The organism is Nonomuraea gerenzanensis (genome assembly GCF_020215645.1).
In the GTDB taxonomy this organism is placed as follows: domain Bacteria; phylum Actinomycetota; class Actinomycetes; order Streptosporangiales; family Streptosporangiaceae; genus Nonomuraea; species Nonomuraea gerenzanensis.
This window is the reverse complement of sequence record NZ_CP084058.1, coordinates 8,217,070-8,236,964: the sequence shown is the minus strand read 5'-3', so window position 1 is coordinate 8,236,964 and position 19,895 is coordinate 8,217,070. Positions and strand designations below refer to the sequence as shown.

17 protein-coding genes are annotated in these 19,895 nt (G+C 73.4%); 5 read left to right on the top strand and 12 right to left on the bottom strand.

Annotated features, from left to right (window positions below; genetic code table 11):
- The first annotated feature begins 40 nt into the window (after positions 1-40).
- Positions 41-6,373: a CHAT domain-containing tetratricopeptide repeat protein gene (locus LCN96_RS38315; RefSeq protein WP_225267316.1), complete on the top strand. Its 6,333-nt coding sequence runs from the start codon at positions 41-43 to the stop codon at positions 6,371-6,373.
- Here LCN96_RS38315 and LCN96_RS38310 read toward each other — a convergent pair.
- From LCN96_RS38310 to LCN96_RS38275, 8 genes are all read right to left on the bottom strand, one after another.
- Entirely contained in the window at positions 6,265-6,597 is a 333-nt protein-coding gene (locus LCN96_RS38310) for a hypothetical protein (protein ID WP_225267315.1), read from the bottom strand. The two genes, LCN96_RS38315 and LCN96_RS38310, sit on opposite strands and share 109 nt — an antisense overlap.
- A gap of 134 nt (positions 6,598-6,731) precedes the next feature.
- Positions 6,732-7,193 carry a hypothetical protein gene (locus LCN96_RS38305; protein ID WP_225267314.1) on the bottom strand — a complete coding sequence of 154 codons (462 nt, stop codon included), beginning with the start codon at positions 7,191-7,193 and terminating at the stop codon, positions 6,732-6,734.
- Between the two features lie 141 nt (positions 7,194-7,334).
- Entirely contained in the window at positions 7,335-7,844 is a 510-nt protein-coding gene (locus tag LCN96_RS38300; protein ID WP_225267313.1) for a pyridoxamine 5'-phosphate oxidase family protein, read from the bottom strand.
- 97 nt (positions 7,845-7,941) lie between these two features.
- Complete coding sequence (locus LCN96_RS38295) at positions 7,942-8,466, bottom strand: hypothetical protein (protein WP_225267312.1); 525 nt, start codon at positions 8,464-8,466, stop codon at positions 7,942-7,944.
- Between the two features lie 117 nt (positions 8,467-8,583).
- On the bottom strand, positions 8,584-9,132 hold the full coding sequence (locus LCN96_RS38290) for a GNAT family N-acetyltransferase (RefSeq protein WP_225267311.1): 549 nt from the start codon (positions 9,130-9,132) through the stop codon (positions 8,584-8,586).
- A 43-nt stretch (positions 9,133-9,175) separates the two neighbouring features.
- Positions 9,176-9,883 (bottom strand): sirohydrochlorin chelatase, encoded by a 708-nt coding sequence (locus LCN96_RS38285; protein WP_225267310.1) that lies wholly within the window; start codon positions 9,881-9,883, stop codon positions 9,176-9,178.
- A 127-nt stretch (positions 9,884-10,010) separates the two neighbouring features.
- Positions 10,011-10,940, bottom strand: a complete 930-nt coding sequence (locus LCN96_RS38280) for an SPFH domain-containing protein (protein ID WP_225267309.1) — start codon at positions 10,938-10,940, stop codon at positions 10,011-10,013.
- Positions 10,941-11,004: 64 nt separating this feature from the next.
- Positions 11,005-12,324 (bottom strand): MFS transporter, encoded by a 1,320-nt coding sequence (locus tag LCN96_RS38275; protein ID WP_225267308.1) that lies wholly within the window; start codon positions 12,322-12,324, stop codon positions 11,005-11,007.
- Positions 12,325-12,419: 95 nt separating this feature from the next.
- Here LCN96_RS38275 and LCN96_RS38270 point away from each other — a divergent pair, with 95 nt between their 5' ends.
- The 3 genes from LCN96_RS38270 (at position 12,420) to LCN96_RS38260 (ending at position 14,183) form a co-directional block, all read left to right on the top strand.
- Positions 12,420-13,100: a GntR family transcriptional regulator gene (locus tag LCN96_RS38270; protein ID WP_225267307.1), complete on the top strand. Its 681-nt coding sequence runs from the start codon at positions 12,420-12,422 to the stop codon at positions 13,098-13,100.
- 9 nt (positions 13,101-13,109) lie between these two features.
- On the top strand, positions 13,110-13,469 hold the full coding sequence (locus LCN96_RS38265) for a DUF2203 domain-containing protein (protein ID WP_225267306.1): 360 nt from the start codon (positions 13,110-13,112) through the stop codon (positions 13,467-13,469).
- Positions 13,470-13,637: 168 nt separating this feature from the next.
- Positions 13,638-14,183, top strand: coding sequence for a CGNR zinc finger domain-containing protein (locus tag LCN96_RS38260; protein WP_225267305.1), 546 nt, complete (start codon positions 13,638-13,640; stop codon positions 14,181-14,183).
- A 199-nt stretch (positions 14,184-14,382) separates the two neighbouring features.
- Here LCN96_RS38260 and LCN96_RS38255 read toward each other — a convergent pair whose 3' ends face one another.
- Complete coding sequence (locus tag LCN96_RS38255) at positions 14,383-15,708, bottom strand: MFS transporter (protein ID WP_225267304.1); 1,326 nt, start codon at positions 15,706-15,708, stop codon at positions 14,383-14,385.
- A 165-nt stretch (positions 15,709-15,873) separates the two neighbouring features.
- The gene (locus tag LCN96_RS38250) at positions 15,874-16,641 is read right to left on the bottom strand and encodes a VOC family protein (RefSeq protein WP_225267303.1); all 768 of its coding nucleotides are present in this window, start codon (positions 16,639-16,641) and stop codon (positions 15,874-15,876) included.
- 170 nt (positions 16,642-16,811) lie between these two features.
- Between LCN96_RS38250 and LCN96_RS38245 the strand changes: the two genes are divergently transcribed.
- Positions 16,812-17,441: an alpha-ketoglutarate-dependent dioxygenase AlkB gene (locus LCN96_RS38245; RefSeq protein ID WP_225267302.1), complete on the top strand. Its 630-nt coding sequence runs from the start codon at positions 16,812-16,814 to the stop codon at positions 17,439-17,441.
- Between the two features lie 318 nt (positions 17,442-17,759).
- Here LCN96_RS38245 and LCN96_RS38240 read toward each other — a convergent pair whose 3' ends face one another.
- Entirely contained in the window at positions 17,760-18,827 is a 1,068-nt protein-coding gene (locus LCN96_RS38240; RefSeq protein WP_225267301.1) for a WD40/YVTN/BNR-like repeat-containing protein, read from the bottom strand.
- A gap of 74 nt (positions 18,828-18,901) precedes the next feature.
- Positions 18,902-19,738: a D-alanyl-D-alanine carboxypeptidase family protein gene (locus LCN96_RS38235; RefSeq protein ID WP_225267300.1), complete on the bottom strand. Its 837-nt coding sequence runs from the start codon at positions 19,736-19,738 to the stop codon at positions 18,902-18,904.
- Positions 19,739-19,895 lie beyond the last annotated feature (157 nt).

Below are 19,895 nucleotides of genomic sequence, written 5' to 3'. Positions count from 1 at the left end.
GGTCCTGTACGCGAGCGCACGCCGGTGAGAGCCTGTGCCCATGACCGAACCGGCCAGGGCGCTGGCCACCCGCATCGAGCGGTTCGAACAGGCCGCGGATCCCGGGCTGATCTGGGATCCCGCGGCGCTGTCCGAGGCCGAGCAGGCGATGCGGGCGTGCGCCGGCGACCGGTCCGACGCGGTCACCTGGCGGCTGATCGGGATCCTGCACCTGGCCCGCTACCGGCTCGACCAGCAGCTCACCCACGACGCCGCGGTGGCGGGCGCCTTCTTCGCCGCCGTGGCCGTGCTGGACCCCGGCCGCCTGCCGGAGAAGCTGCGCGGCCCGAACGTGCCGCCGGGCGAGACCGCCGACACCTGGGCGGGGCTGGTGGAGGAGGTGCTGGGGCACGTCGATCCGGCCACCTACCGGCACGTCGGGCTGCTCATCCAGGCGCTCGTCCGCCGGGCCATGGCGCACCCGGCGCCGGAGGTGAGCGAGCGGCTGACGCGGCTGCTGCTCCAGGAGTCCATGCGCTCCGCCGACCCCTCCTGGGCCCCCGGCGCGCTCGGGCTGGTCGGGGCCGGGCTGGTGCGCCTGCACGCGATGTCCGGCGAGCGCGGCGTCATCGGCGACGCGGTGCACGTGCTGCTGCGCGCGGCCCTCGGCGACGCCGCTCACGTGGGGGAGCTGGCCACGGCGCTGTGCTCGGCCGCGCCCGACGACGAGGAGCTGGTCAGGGCGTACGTGGCGGCGGCCGAGAGCCTGCCGCGCAGCAGGGACAGGTCGCAGGCGCTGCTCACCCTCGTCGATCTCACCCAGGCGCGGGCCGCCGCCTCCTACGCCGACGGGGACCTGCTCGCGTTCATCAGGGCGGGGCAGTGCGCGCTGGACTTCTGGCACGAGCAGTGGGCGCATCCGGGGGTCGTCGCGCCGTACGCGTCGGGGCTCATCGACTGGTACGTCGTCACCGGCGACGAACGCTCGCTCGAAGCCGCCACCGAGATGCTCGAAGCCCTCCGGGTCGCGCCCGACGAGAGCGCGCGCGGGCTCGGCACCGACCCGCTCGTCCGGCTCGGGCTGCTCGGCAAGCGCCGCTGGCGCCGCTACCTGGTCACCGGCGACCCCGCCGACCTGGACGAAGCCGTGGCCGTCCTGCGCCAGGCGGCCCGCCACGCCCCCGCCGACCACCCGGACCGGGCCAGGCACCTGACCACCCTGGCCAACGCCCTGCTCAGGCGGGCCGTCGCCACCGGCGGCGACCCCGCGGAGCCGGCCGCCGCCGCCCGCGCCGCCCTGGCCGCCCACGGGCCGCAGGACCAGGGCAGGGTGGGGGCGCTGATGCTGCTGGCGCGGGCGCTCAAGCTGCACCTGGACACCGGCGAGGCCGCCACCCTGGGCATCGCGGATGAGGCCGTGGTGGTGTTACGCGAGGCTCTGGCGGTGGGGGAGCAGGCCGGGCTCCGGGTGGAGGCGTACGGGCTGATGTCGGAGGTGCTGTGCCGGCGCGCCGCGTGGCCGGCGGGCGAGCGGCGGGCCGACGACCTGCGCGAGGCCGTGCTCGCCGCCCGCCAGGGGGTGGAGCTGGCGCAGAAGACCTCGCACGGTCAGGCGGGCGCGCAGCGGACGTTGTGCAGGGCCCTGCTGGCCCGCTACACGGCACAGCACGAGCCCCGCGACCTGACCGAGGCACTGACCCTGGCCGGGGAGGACGACGCCGCCCTGCTGCACGAGGCCCTGGCCCCGGCCGCCGGGCGGGACGACGTCACCTGGCCGGCCGCGCGGGACGACGCCGCCCCGCCGGCCGGGCTGGACGTGCCGCCCGCCGTGGACGAGCAGCTCACCCTGGCCGCCACCGAGCTGGCGCTGCGGCTGCCCGAGGAGGAGGTGGCGCTCAAGCTGCTCGCGGTGGCGGAGCGGGGGGCGGCGGAGCCGGGCGAGTTCCTGCTGGAGACGGCGCAGCGGCTGACCGCCCTGGGCCGGCACGGCATCGCCGGGCGGGTGCTGGAGCGCGCGGTCCAGGCGTTCGAGTCGGCAGGATCGATGGCCCGCGCCGCACACGCCCTCGCCGCGCTGGGCGCGGTGCACGAAGCCGGGCTGGAGGGCGCACCGGAGCAAGACCACGAACGCGCCCGCTCCGCCTCGGAACGCTCGCGGGCGTTCGAGCGCGCCCGCTCCGCCTACGAACGCTCAGCCGCCCTCCACCACTCCCTGGCCGACCCACGCTCGGAAGCACTCCAGCTCGGCAACCTGGGCCTCCTCCACCTCCGAGGCGGACACCCGGCCCAAGCCGTCGAGCACCACCTGCGTGCCGTCGCGTTGTGCGAGGCCGCAGGCCTGCCCACCGAGGAGGCCGCACAACGGCAGCACGCAGCCGAGGCATATTCGGCCCTGGACGACCCGCTCTCCGCCGTGGCCTGCGCGGCCCGGGCCCGCGAGCTGTACCAGGCCCACGGCGACAGACGGGCCGCCGCCCTGGCCCTCGTACCGGCCGCCAGAGCAGCAGTGCACCAGGACGACCTCACCGCCGCGAACGAGCGCATGGCCGCCTGCGCCATCGAGCTGGAGGCGGCGGGGGAGTGGGAGGAGGCGTGCAGAGCCCTCGACGCCTACGCCGTCACGCTGGCGGAGCGCGGCCACCACGGCCATGCCGCCGCCGCCGAGACCCGGCTGGTGGAGATCGTCAGGCGCAGGGGGCAACGGCGCGAGCCCGCCGACGAGTGGTACCGCCTCGGCCAGCGCCGCCGGGCCCGCGGTGACACCGGCGGCGCGAGGGTGGCGTTCGAGCTGGCGGGACGCGACTACGAGGCCATCGCCCACCACGACGGGGCCGCGTCGGTGCGCTACAACCTGGGCGTGCTCGCCTACGCCGGGGGCGAGCCGGAGCGGGCGCTGGAGGCGTTCGAGGCGGCGGTGGAGGCGTTCGCGAGGTTGCGGGCGCCGGGCAAGGAGGCGGTCGCGCTGGTCATGCGCGCCGCCTGCCTGATCGCGCTGAACCTCCCCGACGACGCCCTCTCCGACCTCGACCGCGCCGCGGACCTGGCCGCCGCGGAAGGTGACCTGGACGCCCTCTTCACCGCCACGCTCGGCCGGGCCGCGGCCGACGCCCGGCTCGGGGAGCCGCAGGACGCCGCGGAACGCCTGTACGCGGCGCTCGGCCTGGCCTCGGGGGATCCGCTCAAGGAAGCCGTCGTACGCGACCGCCTGGCCGCCCTCGCCGCCCGCGACGGAGACCTCCGGGCGCAGGCGGAAGCGCTGGAGGCTTCCCTGGAGGGCTTCCGCGCGAGCGGCCAGGAGCGGCTCACGGCCCTGGCCTCGATCAAACTCGGTCTCGCCCTGGAGGCGCGCGGCGAGTTCCGCCGGGCCAGGCAACACCTTGAGAGTGGCCTGGCGGGTCTCGCCGCCGCCCCCGACCTCCGTTCCTCCGGAGCGCCGTTCGAGGTCGTCGCCGCCATGGCGGGCGGGCTCGACGCCGCGCTCCTGTCCCGCCTGGCCGCCATCCAGCTCAGCCTCGGCGACCTCACCGGCGGCCGCGCCACCCTCGCCCAGGCGGTCGCCTCCCTGCGGGCTGAGGGGTTGCGGGGGGAGGTGTCGGAACGGCTGGAGCGCCGGCTCCGGCTGGAGGAGGCCGAGGCGGCCGGCGACCTGACCACGGCCCGCGCCCTGGCCGAACAGGCCCTCGACGCGGAGGTACCCGCTGTGGACGTGCCCGGGAGGTGGGCTGCTGGCACGAAGGCTTCGAGCGCGCAGGACTCCGGCCCGGAAGAGGCGCTCGGCCGCGAGACGCTCGGCCGCGAGACGCTCGGCCTGGGAGAGGCGCTCGGCCGGTCAGCCTCCGGCGCAGCGGCCCTTGACCGGCCTGATCGCGGGGCGGAGGCGGGTGACGGTGGCGGGGGAGCGGGCGACCGGTCCTACCTCCTGGCCAAGCTGTCCGGCTTCTGCCGCGAGCTGGGCGACCTGGCCGCCGCCCACGAGTACGCCGCGCACGGGTACGAACTGCGCGACGAACGGGTGATCGACCATCTCCGCAACCTCGGCGCGGCGGCCACGGCCATGGGACGGGCGGAAGAGGCGGCCGGACACCTCACCAAGGCGGTCGAGCTGTCCCGCGACGCAGACTCCGCGCTCCCCGCCCAGCTCGTCCCATCGCTCGCCCTGCTCGGAGCCGCCCTCACGGACCTGGGCCGCACGCAGGAAGCGGCACAGGCGTACGCGGAGGGCCTGTCCCTCATCGAAGCCCCGATCTGGCGAGCGCTCCGGGCCCCGCTCCTGTCCGGCCTCGCCGACCTCCACCTCAAGCTCGGCGACCTGGACGAGGCCGCCACCCACTACCGCGAGGCCATCGCGATCGGCGAGGAGCTGGGCCGGCGCACCGACCTCGCCACCACCTACGCCGACCTCGGCCTGGTCCACGAGCTACGCGGCGAGCCTGCCGAAGCCGTGCCGCTGGTCGAACGCGCCCTCGACCTCGAACGCACCCACGGCCACGGCCGCGGAACGGTCCTGGCCCTGCTCGCCCTCGCCCGCCTGGGCGCACCGGAGCGGCTGATCGAGGCACTCACCCTGGCCCAGGACATCGGCTTCCGAGCCGGCGAGGCCATCGCACTGAGCCACCTGGCAGCCCACGACCTCGCCCTGACCGACCTCACACCACCCGACCTCAACCCGACCGACCCCGACCGCAGCAGGGCCGACCGCAGCACCGCCTCCACCGCCGGCCTCGCCCACACCGAGCTGACCACCGACGCCTTCACCCAGGCCCGCCACCGCCTCTCCACAGCCATCGACACCCTGTCCGACCTCGGCCACGACCTCGAGCTAGCCACCGCCTACCACCACCGCTCGATCGCCGAGGAAGGCCTGGGCGACCACCCCGCCGCCCTGGCCGACGCCGAACGCGCCTGCGCCCTGGGCCGCGAAACCACCCGCGCCCGCGCGATCAGACTGGCCGTCCACCTCAACCTCGGCATGACAGCCTGGACCCACGCAGAACAGGCCGCACTCACCACCCTCACCACCGACCTCGCCCAACAACCCCCGACCCCCCACAGCCCCATCCCCGCAGGCCTCCTCCAGGCGGAGCAACGCAGCCTGAACCAGGTCAGCACCCTCATGACGATCGCCCACCACACCCGCGACCCAGAACGGGCCGCCGCCGTCCTCCGCCGCGCCCACACCGCCCGCGCGGACCTGGAGGATCTGTGGCGCCGCATGGAGCCGTCCGACCCCGGCCACGTGGCCCTGCGCAGGGGCAGACCACCCACCAGAGCCCAGCTCGACGCCCTCGTCAGCGTCCCCGAGCACGCCGGGGGAGCGCGGGCGCTGCTGGGATTCCACCTGGGCGAGGGCACCGTGACGGTCCTGGCCCACCGCACCGGCTGGCCCGAGCCACGCACCTTCCCCACCACCGTCGGCCACGACCTCCTGGACGCCTTCCGCCGCACCCTCGACAGCCGCAGACCCGGCCTCCTCGACATCGAGGCCCGCCGGCACCGCGCCGACCTCTGGCGCCGCCTGGCCGACCAACTGCTCGCCGACGCGCTCACCGCCCTGGGCAACGGCATCGGCCTGCTCCACCTGATCCCGCACCCGGCGCTCCGCCAGATCCCCCTGCACGCGCTGTCACCGTCCGGCGGCCTGCTCATCGAGCGTTTCCCGGTGGCCTACGCCCCCTCGGCCGCCGCCCTGGCCCGCCTGACACAACGCCCCCGCACCCCGGCCACCGGCTCGCTGGCCCTCGGCTTCACCGCCGACCCTGCCGCCCGCCCCATCGTGGAGGCCGAGGCACGGGACGCCGCCACCCTGCTCGGCATCCGGCCCCACCACGCGCACGAAGCCACCTCGGCCCGCATCCAGGGCTCCTGGGACGTGCTGCATCTGGCCTGCCCGGCCGTGTACGACCACGCCGACCCGTTCGGCTCGGGCATCCGCCTGTCCGACGGCCTCCTCACGGCCCGCCGCCTCATGACCATGAACGTAACCGCAGACGTGGCCCTCATCACCGCCCACGAGCCACCCGCCCACCAGCCACCCGCCTACAAGGCCTACGAGCCGCCGACCCACCCACCACCCGCCCACGGCACGCCGCTCCCGCCCACCGGTGACGGCCTGGCCGCGCTCTCGTACGCGCTCCTCCACGCGGGCGTCCGCGCCGCCCTGCTCACCCTCTGGCCGGTCTCCGCCGAGATCACCCGAGCCCTCACCCGGGACATCCACACCCGCCTCAACGCCGGCACCCCCACGCCGCACGCCTTCCGCGCCGCCGTGCTGGCCCTGCGCGACCTCTACGGCTCCACCGAGCCGGACCTCTGGGCGTCGTACGTGTCGGTCGGCCTCTTGACCGGCTCGCCCGCCCACGGAGAGCCGGGCACCAGCGTCACCAGCGCCAGGTAACCGAAGAACCCCACGGCCAGCCCCACGGCGTACCCACCGAACACCTCGGACAGCCCCAGCAGCGCCGTCACCAGCCCGCCACCCACCGCGGCCAGCACCGCCGCCAGCTCCGTCACCCCGTTGCCCGCCCGCCGCCGGCGCAACGTCCCGTACGCGATCCAGCCGATCACCAGCCCGAAGCAGACTGCCCCGACCACCGCCATCGCCATAACCTCCGACTCCATCGGGCCACCCGCTCATCGGCCACCGGAAGGATCACGTTCACGATCGCACGAGAAAGCCCGCCCGGCCACCTCCCGCCCATCCCGGCTCGTCACCCCACCCGCTGCGCACCCCCGCACGCCGGCGAGGACCCGCCCTAGAGGTAGAACTTGGCGGCGCTCACCAGCTCAGCCGCCGCATCCCGCGTATCCACGTACAGAGCAGTCTCAGGCGTACGCTCCCGCACGTCCTGATCCCGGATCGCGAACACGGCGGGCGCCACCCCCACGTCACCGTAACGCCCGGCGACAGCGGCCCCGATCGCGCGCCGCACGTCACCGACCACCTGCCGGGCGGTGTGCCCGCCCCCGGAGGCGGCCAGGTACCCCAGCATCCCGGCGAAGCGCAGCTCGCCCTCGGCCGCGGGCCGCTGCTCCGGCAGCACGGGCCGGTCCAGCCAGAACACCTGGCCCGCCAGGAACGCCTCGTAGCCGCCCGCCTCCCCCTCGCGGCCGAGCATCCGGGCGGTCTCGGCGAGCAACTCCCCGAACTCGGCCAGCTCCGCCTCCGGCGGCAGGTCCGTGGTGACGAACAAGGGCACGATCAGCGAGTCCAGCATGTGACTATCCCTCCGTGAGGAGCCTCATCGTAGGATGCCGCACCGACAATCCCCGTGCAGCCAGGCGCCGCGGGTCCGGCGAGGCGCGCGGCCGAGGCCGGGAACGACAGCGCGCAGGCACCATCCGAAGGGGGACGCCGTCTACAGTTTCGTGACGTCAGGCGCGTAGACGGTCATCCAGTGCGGACGCAGCCGGAAGTAGACCACCTCCTTCTCCCAGTCGAAGGCGTTGTCCCCGTAGAACTCCTTGAAGTAGGCGAGCAGCTCCGGCCAGTCCGCGGCCGGCTCGCCGTCGAGGGGGTTGAGGATCTCCACCGTGCCGTGCGTGAAGACCCCCAGGTCCTCGCCGCGCAGGTGCGCGACGCTGGCGGCCGGACGGGCGGCCAGGTGACGGGCCTTGGCCGCGCTCCGCGCCGTCCCGAAGCACCATGTGCCGTGCAGGAAGTGCCCGTCCGCGCCGCTGATCCGCGGCTCGCCCTTGGCGGTCACCGTGGAGACGGCGAGCGTGCACATGCCGGTCAGGATCCGGGTGAGCTGCCCGGCGTCCGTGGTGGCGCCGGCGACGATCGAGCGCAGGTGCTGCGTGGAGCCGGCGAGCGAGGTGTCGAGCAGGGCCTGGAGCTCGGCGAGCTCCTCTGGCGTTTCGCGCATGAACGTCCTTGTCCGTGGGTCGATCCGGCCGGCGTCCACCGGCCGGATGGACCATGGTGGGCCCGAAACCCGACACCTGCTGTCATGTTTTCCCCGGCTACTGGCCGGTCATGCGGATCCTCAGGACGTACCAGTAGGAGGTCTCGTGGTTGCCGGTGAGGTTCTGCGTGTAGGTGTACGTCTCGCCCGGGTCGAGCGTCTGGCAGGTGCCGCCGTGCACGTCCACGGAGCCGAGGGCGGTGCCGCTCCCGACGGCGGGCGGGGTGACCTCGCGCAGGCTGAACGGCTTGATGGTGTTGCCGCTGACGGTGGTGCTCACGTTGCCGAAGTGGGCGGGGTCGGCGTCGTCGCCGGTGCGCATGTCGACCCAGCCGGCGGGCCACAGGTAGCCGTCCACCCGCAGGCGGAGCTCGTCCTTGCCGTCGGACTCACCCACGTCGATCGCGTCCAGGTCGTAGACCTCCACCAGACACGACGACACGGACGCGGACACGGACACGGACGCGGACACGGACGCGGACACGGACGCCGACGCCGAGGCCGACGCCGCGGCGAGCAGCGCGGGCGCGGACAGGATCGAGGTCAGGGCGAGCGCGGTGAAGAGCTGGCGAGAGCGCGGCATGCTGTTCTCCTCCTGATGGCCTGCGTCGCGCGGGTCGCGCGAGACGCGGCATCAGGGTGCGGGAAGTGGCGTTAGCGCATCGTGAGTCCGCAGGTCAGCAACACAGGATCACCACACCTAGCGGTCGCTCCACTCGCCCTCGATCGCGGAGTGCACGATCGAGTCGCGCCAGCCGTTCGGCGTGTTCAGGTGATGCCGGATGCGGCCCTCCTCGACCATGCCCGCCGTCAGCATCGCGAGCTGGGCGGGCAGGTTGGCGGGCGCGCGGGCGCCCCAGATGCGATGCAGCCCGAGCTGCTTGAACCCGAACGACAGCAGCAGCCGTACGAGATCGGTGCCGATGCCCCGCCCCCACTGATCGGGATGCAGCCCGAACCCGATCTCCGCGCTGTGCGGCAGCTCGGTCTCGATGCGGAGTCTGGCCACGCCGATCACGTCGCGGCGGGCCGCGTCGACCACGGCCAGCACGTACAGGCGGCGCGGCTCGGTGGCGGCGGCCGTCATGGCCTCCTCGATGAGGTCGGTGACCTCCCGGAGGCTGCGCGGGGCGAAGGGCGCGTGCTGGACGGCGGCGGGATGGCTGTAGATGGTGTGCAGGGCGGCCACGTCGGCCTCCGCCACGTCACGGAGGCCGAGTCGTTCGCCATTGCAGACCACACGGCGCATGCGGAGAAGGTAACGCGAGTCCGGTGATCTTTACAAGCCCTTGTCAAGTCGCGAGTTGACTCCCGTAAGCTCGCGCGACAAGTTCGGCCACGGCGCTGTGGGAGCCGAGCGGCTCGGCGTGGCCCGCGTTGATCGACGTGGCGGCCTGCTCGACGATCCCGGCGGGGGCCTCGTGGCCGATCATGCAGGGCGCGATGGCCAGCCGCTCCGCGCCCGCGGCGCGCAGCCGCTGGGCGGCGACGGCGACGGTGGGGTCGCTGTCCAGCGAGGCGGCGACCACCGGCAGCGTGAGCCGGGACGCCAGCAGCACCGAGGTGGCCTGTACGGCGTGCACCGCGCGGGGCCCGCCCACGGTGGCCAGGACGACGGCGTCCACGGGGCTGGAGACGTTCAGCAGGCGGACGCGGTCGGCCCTGGCCAGGCCGCGCTCGGCCAGCCGGATGTGCAGGGCCTCGGCCAGCAGCGGGTGCGGCCCGAGCGCCTCGGTGACGACGGCCCCGGAGCCGCTGGCCGCGACGGCCTTGCCGATCTCCGCCATGATGACGGGATCGTCCCACGTGAGCAGGGGCACGATGACGGCGTCACGGCCGGCGGGCAGCGAGTCTGCCAGGTCGGTGACGCTCGTCAGACGCACCTCGATCTGCGGGTTGTCGACGCGGACCACGGACGCGATCTCCTCGGCCACGCCGGCGGTGCCGCCGGGGGTGGCGAGCACGAGCACGGGGGCGTCGGGCGGCAAGGACGTGGGCACGGGACGGCGGTGACGACCGCCGCCCGGCCGAGGGGAACGTTCTCGTACAGGCAGGCTCACAGGCGCGCAGTTTATGCCGTTTCGCCGCTGCTTGTTCTGTGAATCGATGGCGATTGCGTCACAACCCCTACCTGGACGGGACGACCACCGACTGAGGGTTGCCGGGCGCGTACACGGTGATGCCCTGGGGCAGCGATCGGAGCTTGTCGATCTCGGCGCAGGCGGGGCACTTGTCGTAGCCGTCCTGCCTGGCCCGGTTCGCCTCCGCCTCGGCCTTGGCCTGGGCCACCTTGGCCTCGGCCTCGGAGACGGCGGCGGCGGCCGACAGCGACCGGTCCACGGCCTGCTGCACGTCGGCGGGCAGGGTCACCTTCGCCAGCGTGAAGCGCAGGCCGGTCAGGAAGTTCCCGCCGAGCATGACGGGCAGGTCGCGGGCGAGGGAGGCGTTGACCGCGTTCTGCACCTTGGTGATGTTGGCGTTGCTGTCCTGCGGCTGGAGCGCGGAGCTCTTCAGCAGCGAGCAGGAGGGCACCAGCTCGGCGCAGCGCATGGCGCCGATCTGACCGCGCAGCGCGTTGTCGATCACCGGCCTGACGGCCTGGCCGAAGAACGCGCTCCAGCCCTCGTCGCCGTCCCACGGGTAGAGGGAGCCGTCGCCGGCGCGGAAGGTCCGGGTGCCGTACTTGTCGTCGAACTGCTTCAGCGTCTCGTGGTCGAGATTGAGCGTGAAGTAGAGGGTGCCTTCGATGCCCAGGTTCACGCCGTCGCTGCTGGGCACCGTCACCACGTCCACGCCGAGCGTGGTGGCCCGCTTGGCGTCCGCGGTGATCGTGTAGAAGCGCTGCTGCGCCGGATAGAGGTGGACGGCGGACCACATGCCGGTCCAGGTCAGGCCCGAGCCGGGGTCGATGACCTGGCGGACCCGGTTGTCGTCGAGCGGGCCGCCGTCGCGGACGACGGCCACCTCGCCGCCGCCGGTGCTCTCCATGCCTCCCCAGGCCCCGATGAGCAGGGGGATCGCGAGGAGCGCGGCGGCGACGGCCAGAGCTGTTCTCATGCGGACCCTTTCCGCGCGGGCGGCGTCGGCAGCCGCCGCCCGCGCCTTTCGCGGCGATCCGAGATCAGGCGTACGGCCCCGCCTGAGGGGTCCTGGCCCTGGGCGGCTCGGCCAGGTCGAGGTCGCGGGTCTCCGGCGCGATGGCCAGGCCCACGGCGGTGACGGCCAGGGCGGCGACCACGTAGATCGAGACCGCGACCGTCGTCTGGTACGTCTGGAAGAGCTGCAGCGCGATGATCGGGGCCAGCGCGCCGCCGACGATGCCGGCGACCTGGTAACCCATCGACGCGCCGCTGTAGCGCAGCCGGGTGCTGAACAGCTCGGCGATGAACGCGGCCTGCGGGCCGTACATGGCGGCGTGCGTGACCAGCGCCACCACGGCGGCCAGCGCGATCAGCGGGAAGGACTTCGTGTCGAGCAGCGGGAAGAACACGAACACCCACACCGCCGCCCCGACCACGCCGGCGAAGTAGACGGGGCGCCGGCCGTACCGGTCGGACAGCGCGCCGGCCAGCGGGATCAGCGCGAGCTGCAGGGCCGAGCCGATGAGCACGGCGTTCAGCGCGTACGAACGCGGCAGGTCGAGCTGGCCGGTGATGTAGACGATGATGTACGCGGTGAAGGTGTAGAACGCCACGTCCACCCCGATGCGCGCGGTGAAGGCCGACAGCAGCGCGCGCGGATGCGTGCGCAGCACCTCCACCAGCGGCATCTTCGCCTTGGCGCCCCGCTGCTCCACCTCAGCGAACAGCGGCGACTCGGTGATCCGCAGCCGCACCCACAGGCCCACGAACACCAGCGCCCCGGACAGCAGGAACGGCACCCGCCAGCCCCAGGACAGGAACGCCGCGTCCGACAGCGTGAAGGACAGGATGGTCAGCAGGCCGGTGGCCAGCACGTAACCGGCGGGCACGCCGACCTGCGGCCAGCTCGCGTTGAAGCCGCGCCGCCGGCCGTCACCGTGCTCCAGCGACATGATCACCGCGCCGCCCCACTCGCCGCCGAGCCCCAGCCCCTGGACGAAGCGCAGCACCGCGAGCAGGATCGGGGCCAGCACGCCGATGGCGGCGTAACCGGGCAGCACGCCGATGAGGAACGTCGAGATGCCCATCACCAGCAGCGTCACCACGAGCACGCTCTTGCGGCCCACCCGGTCGCCGAAGTGCCCGAACACCACCCCGCCGAGCGGCCGGGCCACGAACGCCACGGCGTTGGTGGTCAGCGACGCCAGGGTGGCGGTGAACGGGTCGAGCGAGGGGAAGAACAGCGAGGGGAACACCAGGGTCGCCGCGGTGGTGTAGAGGAAGAAGTCGTACCACTCCAGCGAGGTACCGATCAGGCTGGCGAGGATCACCCGCCGCGTCTGTTGCATGGAGCCTGACATCCGATCGCTCCTTGTAGTCTGAGGGGGGATATTTATCAACGTATGGATCGTTGAACAATTCGACAAGAGGTTTGCTCCATGATTCGCTGTCAATTGTGGACAACGTGGTCGCCGACCTCTCCCAGGACCGCCCCCGGCTGGGCCGCAGCAGCACGGCGGAGCGGGTGGCCGACATCCTGCGCGACCGCATCATCGAAGGCTTCTTCCAGCCCGGCCAGCGGCTGTCGGAGGAGTCCATCTCCGAAGCGCTAGGCGTGTCGCGCAACACGCTGCGCGAGGCGTTCCGGCTGCTCAGCCACGAGGGGCTGCTCGACCACCGGCTCAACAGGGGAGTGTTCGTCCGGCTGCCGTCGGTGGAGGACGTGCTCGACCTCTACCGTGTGCGCCGCGTCCTGGAAGGCGCCGCCGTACGCCGCAAGCCGTCGCAGGAGGCGCTGGCCGTGATCAAGGAGGCGGTGGCCGACGCCCGGCGAGCCGCCGCCAAGGACGACTGGCAGGGCGTCGGCACCGCCAACATCCGCTTCCACCAGGCGCTCGTCTCACTCAACGACAGCCCCAGGATCGACGAGGCCATGCGCCAGCTCCTGGCCGAGCTGCGCCTGGTCTTCCACGTCATGGAGAACCCGCGGGCCTTCCACGAGCCGTTCGTCGAGCGCAACCTCACGCTGGTCGGCCTGATCGAGTCGGACCGCCCCGAGGAGGCCGCCGCCTACCTCGACGACTACCTCGACCACGCCGAGCGACTGCTCATCCACGCCTACGAGCCGAACCGCTAACGTGGCCCCATGGAGCGGATCTTCACCCTCGACGAGGCCCGCGCGCTGCTCCCCGCCGTCATCAGGGAGGCGGCGGAGCTGATCGCCGCCCGTGCCGACCTGGCCGAGATCGACTTCCAGCGGCGCACCGGCGGCCGGTCCGAGCTGGGCGGCCTGCCCGAGCTGAAGGGCCTGCAGGCCAGGATCGAGGAGATCCTGAGCGGGTGGAACGAGCAGGGCATCGAGGTCAAGGGCATCGCCCCCGTGCTCGTCGACTTCCCCTCACTGCTCGACGGGGCCCCCGTGCGGCTGTGCTGGATCGAGGGGGAGCGGGAGCTGGGCTGGTACCACCGCACCGAGCTGGGCTTCGCCGGCCGCCGCCCGCTCTGAACCCGCTGCCTGGAACGGGTGGGGGCGCATCGCCACCCAGCGCACGCCCAGAACCGGCCACCGGCCACCCGCGACCGGCCACCCGTCACCGGCCACCCGCGACCGGCCGCCAGGGCCGCCGGACGCAAGAGCTGCTACGACCACGCGGGCTGACCATACCCTGCAAGGGTGAAGGTGCATTCGACCAAGGCGATGGCCGCGCGGGCCGTGGAGCTGTGCGTGGCGTTGCTGTACGAGCCGGCGTCGGTCGCCTCGATCACGAGGGTCCTGCGCGAGCACGGTGAGACGGGGGAGCTCGACCTGGGCGCGGACGACGTGACCGCGATGCGGGCGGCGGCGGCCCGGCTGCGCGAGGTGCTGGGCGCGGCCACCGCCGGCGAGGCGGCGGCCCTGCTCAACCGGCTCCTCGCGGAGTCGGCCCGGGCCCCCCGGCTGACCAGCCACGAAGGGTCTTCGAGCTGGCACCTGCACGTCGACAGCGGGGACGACGCGCCGTGGGGGGAGTGGTTCCTGACGTCGTCGGCGATGGCGCTGGCCGTGCTGCTCGCCGATCACCAGCGGGTGCCGGGCGGGTTGTGCGCGGCGGCGCGGTGCGGGCGGCCGTTCCTCGACGTGGGCGGTGGCAGCCCGCGCCGCTACTGCAGCACCCGCTGCGCCACCAGGGAACGCGTCGCCGCCCACCGCTCCCGCACCTCACCCACTTCCGACACCTGACCGCCCCGTCCTCGCGTCACTGACCACCGACGACCGACCGTCACCTCCTCGCCTCGCTCACCACGGTGGCTGACCGCCGCCTCCTCACCGGCCTCCGACAGCTGACCACCACGTCCTTGCGCCGCACCTCCGGCGGCGGCTGACCGCCGGCCTCCGCACCTCGGCAGCCGCCTGGTGGGCGGTGGCCGTGCGGTCCGGCTCAGGCGGTGGTGGCGGTCCGTCGCCTGACGACGAGCACCGCGACGGCCAGCGCCTGGAGCACCGCGCCGGCCAGCAGGGCGAGGCTCACCGAGTACGCGGCCAGCGGCCCCGCCACCGCCGACCCGATCGCGAACGAGGTGATCTTCAAACTGGCGCCCGTGGTGAACACCTGACCGCGCAGCCGGGCAGGCGCCTCGCGATGACGTACCGCGAAGAGCGCGGTGAGCTGCGGCCCCTCACCCGCCCCCGCCACGGCGGCCCCCACCACGGCCACCCAGTACGTCCCGGAGCAGGCCATCACCACCACCCCGGCCCCCAGCACCGCGGTCCCGGCCGCCTGCACCCACTCCCAGCGAGAGGCGGTCCAGCCCGAGGCCGCGCTCAGAGCCGCGTTGGCCACCAGCCCGCCGGCGGCGACGACAGCCAGCAGCAACGCCCCATACCCGCTCTCCCCGCTGAGCCGCGCACCGAGCACCGGGGCGGACACGACCACCACGGCCAGCCCGCAACACGACACCATGGACGCCACGGTCGCCCGCAGCAGCACCCCGTTCGAGACGATCACCCGAAACCCGGCCCGCACCTCCTCCCACACAACCCGCCACCCACCCATCCCGCCGTCACGCACCCGTCCGTCACGCGCCCGGGTGCCACCCACGCCACCGTCGCCCGGCCATCCGTCGTCCCCGCCACCGTCACCCCCGCCATCGTCACTTGGCGCGTCGTCACGCCCCCCGCCGTCACCTCCGCTCCCTTCACCCACCCCCAACCGCGAGCCCCTCAACGGCAACCCCACCGCAGCTGGCAACGCCCCCACCAACATCCCCACACTGACCAACGCCGCCACAACCGCACCACCCACCGACGAGATCACCCCGACCAGCGCCGGCCCCGCCAACCCAGCCACGTTGTAACTCATCGAATCGAACGCCGTAGCCCGCCCCAACCTCCCCACCCCCGCCACCAGCGGAAGCTGCGCCGTCCACCCACCCGTGAGCGCAGGCCCGAGCACCCCCGTCACCACCGCGACCGCCACCAGCACGCCCCCGGGCACCTGCCCCGCCATCCCGCCGACCACCGCCAGCAGCCCACCCGCGTACCCACCCAGGCACCACCCCAGCACCCTCCCCGGCCGCCGCGCCCGATCGAGCAGCACCCCCAGCAGCGGCCCACCGAGGGCGGCCGAGACGGTCAGCCCCGCCAGCACGGACGAGGCCAGCAGCGGCGACCCGGTGACGGCCAGCCCCGTGACGAGCAGGGCGGGCCCGGACATCTCATCCCCGGTACGGGCCAGCACCGCGCCCATCATGTAACGCCTCAGCACAAGGAGGACGTTACAGGAATCGCGCGTTAGGGCGGCTCCCCGGAGGGAATGAGTATCCGGAACCAAGCCCCTGAGCTGGGACTTCGCCTACGCCGGGGAAGGGTCGGCCTGCACGGACTGCGTGCGTGCAGGCCGACCGGCGGCCCCTCCGGGCCGGGCCCGTGATCAGGCGGAGCTGGTGATCACCGCGAAGCGCGCTCCGAACGGATCGGTGAGGAACGCCATCCGCCCGACCCCCTCGGTCGTCATCGCCGGAGCCTGCATCGTCGCGCCGAGCTGCTGCGCCAGGGCCACCGTGGCATCGCAGTCGGACACCTCGAAGTACGGCAGCCAGTGCGGCCGATCACCGGCCTGGAGCTGGGCGATGCCGGCCGCCGCCGACGACTCGTCGCCCTCCGCGGGCGAGATGACGGGGTAGGACACGTCGCCCATCGGCAGATCCTCGATCCGCCAGCCGAACACCGACTGGTAGAAGGCGCGGATGCCGACAGGGTCGGGCGTGTACAGCTCCACCCAGCCCAGCGAGCCCGGGTCGGTGACCAGCCCGAGGCCCTTGGTCGCGCCGGGCTGCCAGACGGCGAACGCCGCCCCGGCCGGATCGGCGAACACCGCCATCCGCCCCTGCCCCTCGATGTCGAACGGCGCGGCCACGACGGTGCCGCCCGCCTGCTCGATCGTCTTCGTGATGGCGTCGGCGTCGGGCGCCTGGAAGTAGATCAGCCATGCCGGGACGGCTCCTGGTGGCAGCTGCGGGCTGATGCCGGCGACCGTCCGGCCGTCGAGCTGGCAGAAGCGGTAGTGCCTGTGCTCGGGCCCCAGCGAGATGGAGCCCCAGCCGAAGAGGCCGGTGTAGAAGGCGGTCGACGCCTCCGGGTCGGGGGTGCTGACGTCGACCCAGCAGGGGGAGCCGGGAAGGTAGTGCGTGGTGAGCATGGCCTGCTCCTTCGCGTGACGAAGCGGTGGGTGGCTCCTGCACCTCTGGTGCGGGCCGAGGGGCGACGCCACTCATATCCGGTGCCACCAGCGTGGCACGACCCGTCGATCGAAAAAGGGTCTTCCCTCAAATCGAATGGGTGTTTGAAGTATCGCATACACTCGGCACTATGAAAGCCGCGTTCCAAGCCTCTTTGCTCGCTCTCGACGAGGAGCTCGGCATCGGGCCGCTCGGCGACACCGTCCGCCGCACGCACCTCGACCACGGCGCCTGGATCGACCTGCGCCCAGGGTGGGTGACGGGCGCCGACATCCTGTTCGAACGCCTCGCGGACGACGTGCCGTGGCACGCCGAGCGGCGGCGCATGTACGACCGGGTGGTGGACGTGCCGCGGCTGCTGAAGTTCTACGACGAGGACGAGGTCCTGCCCGATCCGATCCTCGACGACGCCAGGCGCGCGCTCGACGGCCACTACGGCGCGGAGCTGGGCGAGCCGTTCCGTACGGCGGGCCTGTGCTTCTACCGCGACGGCCGCGACAGCGTGGCCTGGCACGGCGACACGATCGGGCGCGGCAGCACGCACGACACCATGGTCGCGATCATCTCGGTCGGCAGCCCGCGCTCCCTGCTGCTGCGTCCGCGTGGTGGCGGGCCCTCGATCCGGCACGACCTGGGGCACGGGGATCTGATCGTGATGGGCGGGAGCTGCCAGCGCACCTGGGAGCACGCGATCCCCAAGACCGCCCGCCCGTCGGGGCCCCGGATCAGCATCCAGTTCCGCCCCCGCGGCGTCCGCTAAGGACCCCGGAACCACCACCGCCCGCGCGACGTTCGCACAGCCCTGGCAGCGCCGCCGCACTGCGCACAAGGTCCACAGTCCTGGCAGCGCCGCCGCACTGCGCACAAGGTCCACAGTCCTGGCAGCGCCGCCGCACCACATGCAAGGTCCGCGACCCTGGCAGCGCAGCCGCACCGCGCAAGGTCCGCGGCCTGCCGGCACCTCCGCACGCGAGACGTAGGCGGGCCTGCAGCAACGACCGCACGCGCCACGTCCGCGGGCCTGGCAGCAACCGCCGCACGCGCGAGGCTCGCGCGTCCAGCGGCACCGCCGTGCCGCCTACTTGACCGTCAGCCTGGCGACCCGCCCCTGCTCACCCGCCGCCCAGCAAGACCGATCCCGCGTGCAGGCCACCGTGTCGAACGACCCGCCGTCGAAGCTCTCCCAGACCCTCCCACCCGAGTACGTCACATCACTCCCGGACGGCCCCACGGCGACGGCGGCGAAGGGAAAGTGGGGCAGCCAGGTGACACCCGACCGATAGGCGGGCGGCGGCGTGGAGGAGGGCTGCCAGGAGGCGCCGCCGTCGCGGCTGACCGCGCCCGCGCTGGGCGACTGCTGCTCGGGACGGTAGTCGCCGCCCACCGCGATACCACGGTGACGGTCGCGGAAGGCGAGGCCGAAGACGCCCCGGGCCGGGTCGCCGGCGAGGATCGGCGTGTCGGCGACCGTCCAGGTGTGGCCACGGTCGCGGGAGTGGAACACCCGGGCCCGCTCGGCCCCGCCGCTGGCCAGCCAGGCGTCACGGCCGCCCGGCGCCGCGACCAGGCACTGCCCGCTCGCCGCGAACCCCGCCTCGCCCGGCAGCGCCTCCGGCATCCCGTCCGGCGGCAGCACCTGCCAGCTCCGCCCGCCGTCCTGCGTGGCCAGGATGCGGAAGCGGCCGTTCACCGGGTCGCTCATGGCCAGCCCGTGGCGGCGGTCGAAGAAGGCCATGCAGTCGTAGAACGCCTGCGGCTCGTCGTTCCTGAACGTCTCCGCCCAGGTCCGGCCGCCGTCCTCGGTCCGGTAGACGCGCGAGTCCGTGCCCGCGCCGATGGACAGCGCCACGGCCCGGTTCGCGTCGAACGCCTCGATGTCGCGGAACTGGAGCGTGGCCGTGTCGGGCGGGGAGACGTTCTGCCAGGTACGTCCGCCGTCCACGGTCCGCAGCACGGTCCCGCCTGAGCCGGAGGCCCACACCACGTGCCGGCTGACGGGCGACAGGCCGCGCAGGCGAGCGGTCACCCCTGTCTCCTTGAGCTCCCAGCCCAGCCGTGGCGTACCGGCGGCGGCCTGGGCGGCGGGGAGCGGGGCGGCGAGCACGAGGGACGCTGACAGCGCGCCTAACGCGATTCGAAGCTTCATGTCGGGCAAACTAGCCCACAGGATCACCGGGGTCCATGGTGCGGCGGCCGGCCGGACCGCTGCGCGCCTCGGGGTCAGGCCGACTGCTGGGCGGAGCCCCACGAGAGCAGCGCCTCGGCGGTGCTGAAGCGGCGGCTGGAGACCGACTCGTCCAGCACGACACCGACCAGCAGCCGCCCGTCCGCCTCGCCCGCGAACGCCAGGCAGTACCCGGCCGCCCGCGTGAATCCGGTCTTCAGCCCGATCGCGCCCGGCGTGCCGAGCAGGCGGTTGGTGTTGCGCCAGAAGTAGGAGCGGTGCTCGCCGGTGGCGTCGAGGGCGTGCCGGGAGGTGCCGGCAACCTCCTTGATCAGCGGCACCCGCAGCGCCTTGGCCGCCAGCACGGCCTGGTCCCTGGCGGTGGAGTAGCCGTCGCCGTCCGGGGTGGGCAGGCCGTCGGCGTTGACGTAGTGGGTGTCGTTCATGCCGAGCGCGCGCGCCGTGGCGTTCATCTTGGCCACGAACCCCTCGACCCCCGGCCCGTACGCGCGGGCCAGCGCGTGGGCGGCGTCGGCGCCGGAGGGCAGCATCAGGCCGTACAGCAGTTCGCCGACCGTGAGGCGGTCGCCGGGGCGCAGGTCGGCGGTGGTGCCGCCGCCGTCCTCCGCGTACGCGACGTCCGCGCGCGTGACCCGCACCACGTCCGTGGGCCTGGCGGTCTGCAGCACCACGTACGCCGTCATGGTCTTGGTCAGGCTGGCGATCGGCATCCGCTCGGCGCCGGCCTTGTCGAACAGGACCTCGCCGGACGAGGCGTCCAGCAGATAACCGGCACGGCCGTACACGGCGGGCGCATCGCTCCGTACGGAAGAGACGGCCGGGGCGGTGGTCGCGTCGCTCCGTACAGAAGCGACGGCCGCAGCGGTGGTCACGCCGGCATGCGCGGGCGCGGTCAGCCCTGTGACCAGGGCAAGAGCGCCTGCCTTGGCAGCAAGAAAAGCCTTCCGATGACGCATACGGCACAGAATGCCGCCCGCTTTGGAGTGCCTTTGCCGAAAAAGGCGACTTAGCAGTACGAAAGCCCCTATA